This window comes from Paraburkholderia sp. (assembly GCF_026225065.1).
Lineage (GTDB): Bacteria > Pseudomonadota > Gammaproteobacteria > Burkholderiales > Burkholderiaceae > Paraburkholderia.
Genome location: NZ_JAMFSB010000379.1, coordinates 1 through 6715, shown reverse-complemented (window position 1 = coordinate 6715; position 6715 = coordinate 1). Strand labels below are relative to the sequence as shown.

6 protein-coding genes are annotated in these 6715 nt (G+C 60.4%); 4 read left to right on the top strand and 2 right to left on the bottom strand.

The features are described from left to right. The coding region (locus M0954_RS26625; RefSeq protein ID WP_297356448.1) for an ATP-binding cassette domain-containing protein at nucleotides 1-637 on the bottom strand (637 nt) is incomplete at its 3' end. Then, nucleotides 634-1662 carry a sugar ABC transporter substrate-binding protein gene (locus M0954_RS26620; RefSeq protein ID WP_123386945.1) on the bottom strand — a complete coding sequence of 343 codons (1029 nt, stop codon included), beginning with the start codon at nucleotides 1660-1662 and terminating at the stop codon, nucleotides 634-636. The genes M0954_RS26620 and M0954_RS26625, both read right to left, overlap by 4 nt. Nucleotides 1663-1899: 237 nt before the next feature. On the opposite strand from M0954_RS26620, the gene M0954_RS26615 reads away from it, so the two are divergent. The 4 genes from M0954_RS26615 to M0954_RS26600 all read left to right on the top strand — a co-directional run. Then, nucleotides 1900-3138 carry an SfnB family sulfur acquisition oxidoreductase gene (locus M0954_RS26615; RefSeq protein WP_297356446.1) on the top strand — a complete coding sequence of 413 codons (1239 nt, stop codon included), beginning with the start codon at nucleotides 1900-1902 and terminating at the stop codon, nucleotides 3136-3138. A gap of 4 nt (nucleotides 3139-3142) precedes the next feature. Beyond that, nucleotides 3143-4372, top strand: coding sequence for an SfnB family sulfur acquisition oxidoreductase (locus M0954_RS26610; protein WP_122157916.1), 1230 nt, complete (start codon nucleotides 3143-3145; stop codon nucleotides 4370-4372). Between the two features lie 54 nt (nucleotides 4373-4426). Beyond that, entirely contained in the window at nucleotides 4427-5809 is a 1383-nt protein-coding gene (locus M0954_RS26605) for an LLM class flavin-dependent oxidoreductase (RefSeq protein WP_297356444.1), read from the top strand. A gap of 59 nt (nucleotides 5810-5868) precedes the next feature. Beyond that, a partial coding sequence (locus M0954_RS26600) for a substrate-binding domain-containing protein (protein ID WP_297356442.1) occupies nucleotides 5869-6715 on the top strand: 847 nt, incomplete at its 3' end.

The window sequence follows — 6715 nt, the reverse complement described above, 5'->3', positions numbered from 1 at the left end:
TGAGGTAGTGCGATACGTACAGGATCGTCAGGCCGCGTTCCCGCAAACGGTCGATGGTCTGCAGCAGACGGTCCACTTCGCGGCTGACCAGCGCGGCCGTCGGTTCGTCGAAGACGAGAATGTGGGGTTCACGGACCAGTTCGCGCGTGATCTGCACGATCTGCTGCTCAGCAACGCTCAGGTCTCCGATGAGCCGGTTCGGCGGAATATCGACCCCAAAGTGGCTGTGCAACGCGTCGCGTGCGTCGCGGTTCATGCGTCGCACGTCGAGCAGCCGGAAGCCGTTCGCCGCCTTTGGACCTATGGCGCGTTCGTCGCCGAGCCAGAGGGCTTCGGCCACCGTGAAGGTGGCCGGCAGCAGGCGCTCCTGGTGAATGAAACCAATCCCCGCGGCGCTTGAGCGGTCCGACGCAGCGAGCGCTTGCGAGACTCCGTCGACGGCAATCGTGCCCGAATCGGCGTCGTGAATGCCAGCGAGGATCTTGATGAGCGTCGACTTGCCCGCGCCGTTCTGGCCAATCAGACCGTGAACGGTACCGCGCTCCACCTTCAGCGAGGCGCAGCGCAGCGCGGGCACGCCATCGAAATGCTTGACGATGTCACGTAGCTCGAGCGCCGCAGGGATTTCGGCGCTCATTTTGCAGCGAGCTGACCAAGCGTTTGCTGGATCGTGCCGGCATTGTCCTTGGTGACGAGGATGGACGGCACATAGGTGTACGGCGCCAATGCGTGATCGCCGGCGAGATAGCGCGCGACGTTATCGACTGCGGTTTTGCCGATCAACGCGGGTTGTTGTGCGACCACAGCAGCAGCGCTGGATTTCGGATCCTTTACGAGCGTGACGACGTCGGGGCTGCCATCGACCGCATAGGTCTTGATCTCGTCGCGATGCGCGGCATCCACGGCCTGGGTGGCGCCGACTTGCGGTACGTCCCAGGCGGACCAGATCGCAGCAACCTGCCCCTTCGGATACTTCTGCAGCAACTGGCTCACTTGCGCATATGCGCTTTGCACCGTGTTAGGGATTACATCGCGTAGTTCGGGCTGGATGATGTGCACTTTCGGGTAGTACTTAAGCACAGCCTTCAACTGGTCGTAGCGGATCGCGCACACCGGCACACCGTAAAAGCCGTTGAAGACGAGGATGTTGCCTTCGCCGTGGATGTCGTTGACGAGCTTTAGCGCGAGCTGCTCGCCGATGAAGAAATTGTCCGAAGTGGTGTCGTTGATGCTTGATGGCGAAGCGGTATCGATCGTAAACAGCGGGATGTTAGCCTGGCGGATTTTCTGCAACCACGGCTCGAGCACCGTTGCAGTACCCAATTGCTCCACGATTGCATCGGGCTTCTGCGCGATCAAGGTCTGAATCTGTGAGATCTGGCGATTGTCGTTGCGTCCCGCGTCGAGTGCGATCGGCGTGCCGCCGAGGCGCTTCACTTCGTCGACTGCGCCTTGGTAAGCCTTGAGGTCCCAGTAGTGATCAGTGCCCGCAGCAGTGATGCCGATACGCTTGCCTTTGAGCGAAGGCACGGAAGCCCCGTTGTCGGTTGCATCCGCCGCAGGTGTTGCGCCCTGGGCGTGAGCGTTAATGGCAATACCGCTGACCATACTAAAGACTGTCGCGGCCAGTAACGAAGAGAGAGTGTTGTGCAAGCGTTTCATGTTGTCCAGATCAAAGAGGCAGAAGGTGTCCAGCTTGCGACGACTTTAATCAACAACCCGCTGCGCATGAAACCATCAAATCCAACTATGCTTATCACGCTTTAGCCGAAGTGCTTATGCGCTATCTAGCGCCAGTTGGTTTGCCATCCGAAGGAATATCTATTTCTCAAACGTTCAGTTTGCGAGTGTCGTACCCGCTGATAGATTGTGCGAACAGTCACTCAAGCGGAGATTTGTATGGCCGAGTTTTACGAAGCGACCTCATCGCATACAAGCGGCGCAGATCAACACGCGGTGCGTGTCATTCAGGACGACGCCCAGGCCATCGCCGTGGCACACGAACTGGCGGTTCGTCTCGCGCAAGGCGCGCCGGAGCGCGACCGCGAGCGCCGTTTGCCGCACGAAGAGATCGAATGGTTTTCGCAATCGGGGTTGTGGGCGATTACCGTACCGAAGACTTATGGTGGCGCGGGTGTTTCCTTCGTTACGCTTACTGAAGTGATCAAGATCATCGCGGCGGCCGATCCGTCGTTGGGACAATTGCCGCAAAATCACTTCGGTCTTGTCGATGTGATTTCGCTGACCGGTACGGAAGAGCAGAAGCGCTACTTCTTCACCCAGATACTGGAAGGCAAGCGTTTCGGCAACGGCTTCTCCGAGAAGGGCACGAAGCACGTGCTCGATCTGAAGACGCGCGTGCGGCGTGATGGCGACGACTATGTAGTCGATGGCACCAAGTTCTATTCGACCGGTGCACTGTTTGCGCATTTCGTCCCGGTACTGGGGCTCGACGACGAACGCAAGGGCTGGCTCGCTTATATCCCGAAGGGCACGCCGGGCCTGAATGTGATCGACGACTGGTCGGGCTTCGGGCAACGCACCACCGCGAGCGGCACTGTGGTGCTCGAAGCGGTGCGCGTGCCGGCGTCTCACGTCTTTCCAGCGCATCGCGTCTCCGATTTCCCCACGCTGAACGGCCCGATTTCGCAGATCATCCAGGCGGCAATCGACGCCGGCATCGCGCAGGCGGCGATAGCGGATACCCTGAAGTTCGTGCGCACGCGTTCGCGGCCGTGGATCGACAGCAACGTCGAGCGCGCCAGCGACGATCCACTGACCGTGCGTGAAGTCGGTCACCTGCATATCCAGTTGCATGCAGCCGAAGCGCTGCTCGAACGCGCCGCACGGATACTCGACGTGATCGCCGCCAAGGGCGAAACCACCGAGGACGATGTCGCATTGGCGTCCGTGGCAGTGGGCGAAGCGAAGGTGTTGACCACTGAGATCGCGCTGCTGGCGAGCGAAAAACTCTTCGAACTGGCCGGTACGCAATCCACGTTGGGCGAGCACAACCTCGACCGGCACTGGCGCAATGCACGCACACATACGCTGCATGATCCGGTTCGCTGGAAGTATCACCTGGTCGGCAACTACTATCTGAACGGCGTCAAACCGGCCCGTCATCCGTGGAATTGACGCTATGAATGCTTTTGCAGAAACCGTGGCGTCTCACGCACCTCATGCGCCGCAGGCAGCACGTATCGCGAACGATCAGCAGGCGCTCGAGGTTGCGCATGCCGTAGCGGGCACGCTTGCGGAAGGCGCTTCGCAGCGCGACCGCGAGCGCCGCTTACCGTATGCCGAGATTGGAATCTATTCGGCGAGCGGTCTGTGGGGCATTGCCGTGCCACGCGAGTTTGGCGGCGCGGAAGTCTCGTACGCCACGCTTGCAGAGGTGACCGCAATCATCTCCGAGGCGGACCCAGCGCTCGGACAGATCCCGCAGAACCACTTTTACATGCTCGACGTGCTGCGCGTAAACGGTACGCGCGAACAGCAGGCGTTCTATTTCGAACGCGCGCTGGCGGGAGAGCGATTCGGCAATGCGCTCTCCGAGCGCGGCACAAAGACAGTCGCTGACTATCGAACCACGCTCACGCCAGATGGCGACGGCTTTCGCATCAACGGCACGAAGTTCTACTCGACGGGGGCGCTGTTTGCGCAGTGGATTCCGATTGTCGCGAAAGCTGCGGACGATACCTTATATGTCGCTTTCGCTGGCGCACAGACACCGGGGCTATCCGTAGTGGACGACTGGTCCGGGTTCGGCCAACGCACCACCGGCAGCGGCACGACCACGCTCGACAACGTCTATGTCGAGGCATCTGCTGTCGTGCCATACAGCACCGCGTTCGATGCGCGTCCTACGACGGTTGGGCCGATCGGACAACTGATTCACGCTGCAGTCGATCTCGGCATTGCACGCGCCGCCGTTGCCGATGCGCGGCGCTTCGTGCGCGAACGCTCGCGACCGTGGATCGACAGCGGAGTTGAACGAGCCAGTGATGACCCGCTGACGCTCGAACTGTTCGGCAAGCTCGCGCTGCAATTGCACGCGGCCGAGGCGCTTCTCGAACGTGCAGGGCGGCGAGTGGACGCTGCGGTTAAAGAGTCGACCCCACAGACTGTTGCAACAGCCTCCATTGCCGTGGCGGAAGCGCGTGCCGCGACCACAGAGATCGCGCTGCAGGCGTCCACACGTCTGATCGAATTGGCGGGTACACAGGCCACGCTTGCCGAGCACAACCTCGATCGTCACTGGCGCAATGCGCGGACTCATACCTTGCACGATCCGGTGCGCTGGAAATACATCGCGGTTGGCAACTACTACCTTAACGACGTACTGCCCCCGCGTCACGGCGCGATTTGACGTTCAATTCGCGCCTGCGTGGGCTTTGTGCGCATCACCTAACTGGATCCGATTATGGCCAGACAGATCCGTCTAAACGCATTCGACATGAACTGCGTCGGACACCAATCGCCCGGCTTGTGGGCGCATCCGCGCGACACATCCTGGCGCTACAAGCACCTCGATTACTGGACTGACCTCGCGAAGCTGCTCGAGCGCGGCAAATTCGACGGGCTGTTCATTGCCGATGTGCTCGGCATCTATGACGTCTTCAAGGGCAACGGCGAATCCGCGATCCGTCAGGCCGCGCAGGTGCCGGTGAACGATCCGGTGTTGCTGGTATCGGCAATGGCGCACGTGACCGAGCACCTCGGTTTTGGTGTGACGTGCTCGTTGTCGTACGAGCATCCTTATCCCTTCGCGCGACGCATGTCCACACTCGATCACCTGACCAACGGCCGGGTCGGCTGGAACATCGTCACGTCATATCTGGACAGCGCGGCACGTAATGTCGGATTGCCGAGCCAGGCCAATCATGACGAACGCTACGCGTTGGCCGAAGAGTATCTGGATGTCTGCTACAAGCTGTGGGAATCGTCGTGGGAAGACGATGCCGTTGTACGCGACGCGACGCGGCAGGTCTTTACGGAACCCTCCAAGGTCCATCCGATCGATCACCATGGACAGTATTTCGACGTACCAGGCATCCATCTCTGCGAACCTTCGCCGCAACGTACGCCGGTGTTGTATCAGGCGGGTGCATCGAAGCGCGGTAAGGATTTCGCGGCGCAGCACGCCGAGTGCATTTTTATAGCAGCGCCGTCGCGAACAATTCTGAAGCAGTTTGTGGCCGACATTCGCGCTCGAGTGAAGTCGTTCGGTCGCGATCCGCATGACGTGTTGATCTTTAATCTGCATACGGTGATTACCGGCAAGACCTCGGCCGAAGCGCACGCCAAACATGCGGACTACCGGCGCTACACAAGCGATGAGGGCGCGCTTACGTTGATGTCGGGTTGGACAGGTATCGACCTGTCGAAGTACGACCTCGACGAACCGCTGCGTCATGTGGAGAGCAATGCGGTGCAGTCCGCGGTGGAAGCGCTCTCGAGCGCCGATCCGACGCGCGTGTGGACCGTGCGAGAGATCGCGAAGTGGGGCGGCATAGGCGGCCTTGGACCGCTCTCGGTTGGCGACCCGCAGGAGATTGCCGACGAGCTGCAGTCGTGGGTCGAGGAGACCGATGTCGATGGTTTCAACCTCGCCTACGCATTGACGCACGAGACGTTTAGCGATTTCGTGGATCTGGTTGTGCCTGAACTACAACGACGCGGCGTGTACAAGACCGAGTATGAGAGCGGCACGTTGCGGGAAAAGTTGCACGGCGGCAGTGCGCGTCTGGCTGAGCCACATCCGGGCGCACGTTATCGCGCTCATCACACGGCGCATGCGGGTTAACGCTTCGCCTTCGTGTTTAAAACTTTACGAACTATTAGACAACGCTCTGAGGAGCATACATGAAATCACTGTTTCGTCGTAAATCGGGTGCGCGTCGCGTCGTGGGCGCGTTGGCGCTCCTGTCTGCAACCGTGTTGCTGGCTCAGACAATCCAGGCCGAGCCGCTCAAGGGCGCACCAGCACCGTTCAACAAAGGTGGCGTCAAGATCGCGCTGGTCAATTATCTGTCGACCGGGGACTTCTTCCAGGCGTATGAGGCCGGCGCACAGAAACAGGCGAAGGCGCTTGGCATCGATCTGCGCATTTACGAAGGACGGCAGGACGCCGCCGAGCAGCGCGAACAGATCCAGCAAGCGATCAGCCTGGGGGTCTCAGCGATTATCGTGAACCACGGTTTGCCGGAATCGCTGAAAGATGTGGTGCAGCGCGCGCTCGACAAGGGCATCAAGGTGGTGGCGTTCGACGTCGACCTGAACAATCCCAAAGTGCCGCAGATCGAGCAGAGCGATCATGATCTGGCCACGCTGTTGCTGAATCAGGCGGTGAAAGACAATGGCGATTCGTTCGCGGCAGGGTATGTGTACGTAGCGGGCTTCGCACCGCTCGATCGTCGTGATGCGGTATGGCGCGACTTCAAGAGCGCGCATCCGCAGGTGCAGGAGAAAGCGCGGTGGGGCACTGTGGACAATCCGATCGCGCAATCGGTCGCGAACCAGGCTGCGGCTGCTTACCGTGCGCATCCGGAGATTCGTGTGGTGTTTGCCCCGTATGACGAATTTGCGCGCGGCGCGACGCTCGCGGCGAATGAGGCGAACCTCGGCTCGAAGCTGCACATTTATAGCGCGGACATTTCGACCGCGGACATCGAAGCGATCCGCGCGCCGGATAGCCCGTGGGTCGCCACCG

Coding starts and splice junctions, on each gene's coding strand:
- M0954_RS26620 (WP_123386945.1), bottom strand. CDS start 1,662: ATGAAACGCTTGCACAACACTCTCTCTTCGTTACTGGCCGCGACAGTC.
- M0954_RS26615 (WP_297356446.1), top strand. CDS start 1,900: ATGGCCGAGTTTTACGAAGCGACCTCATCGCATACAAGCGGCGCAGAT.
- M0954_RS26610 (WP_122157916.1), top strand. CDS start 3,143: ATGAATGCTTTTGCAGAAACCGTGGCGTCTCACGCACCTCATGCGCCG.
- M0954_RS26605 (WP_297356444.1), top strand. CDS start 4,427: ATGGCCAGACAGATCCGTCTAAACGCATTCGACATGAACTGCGTCGGA.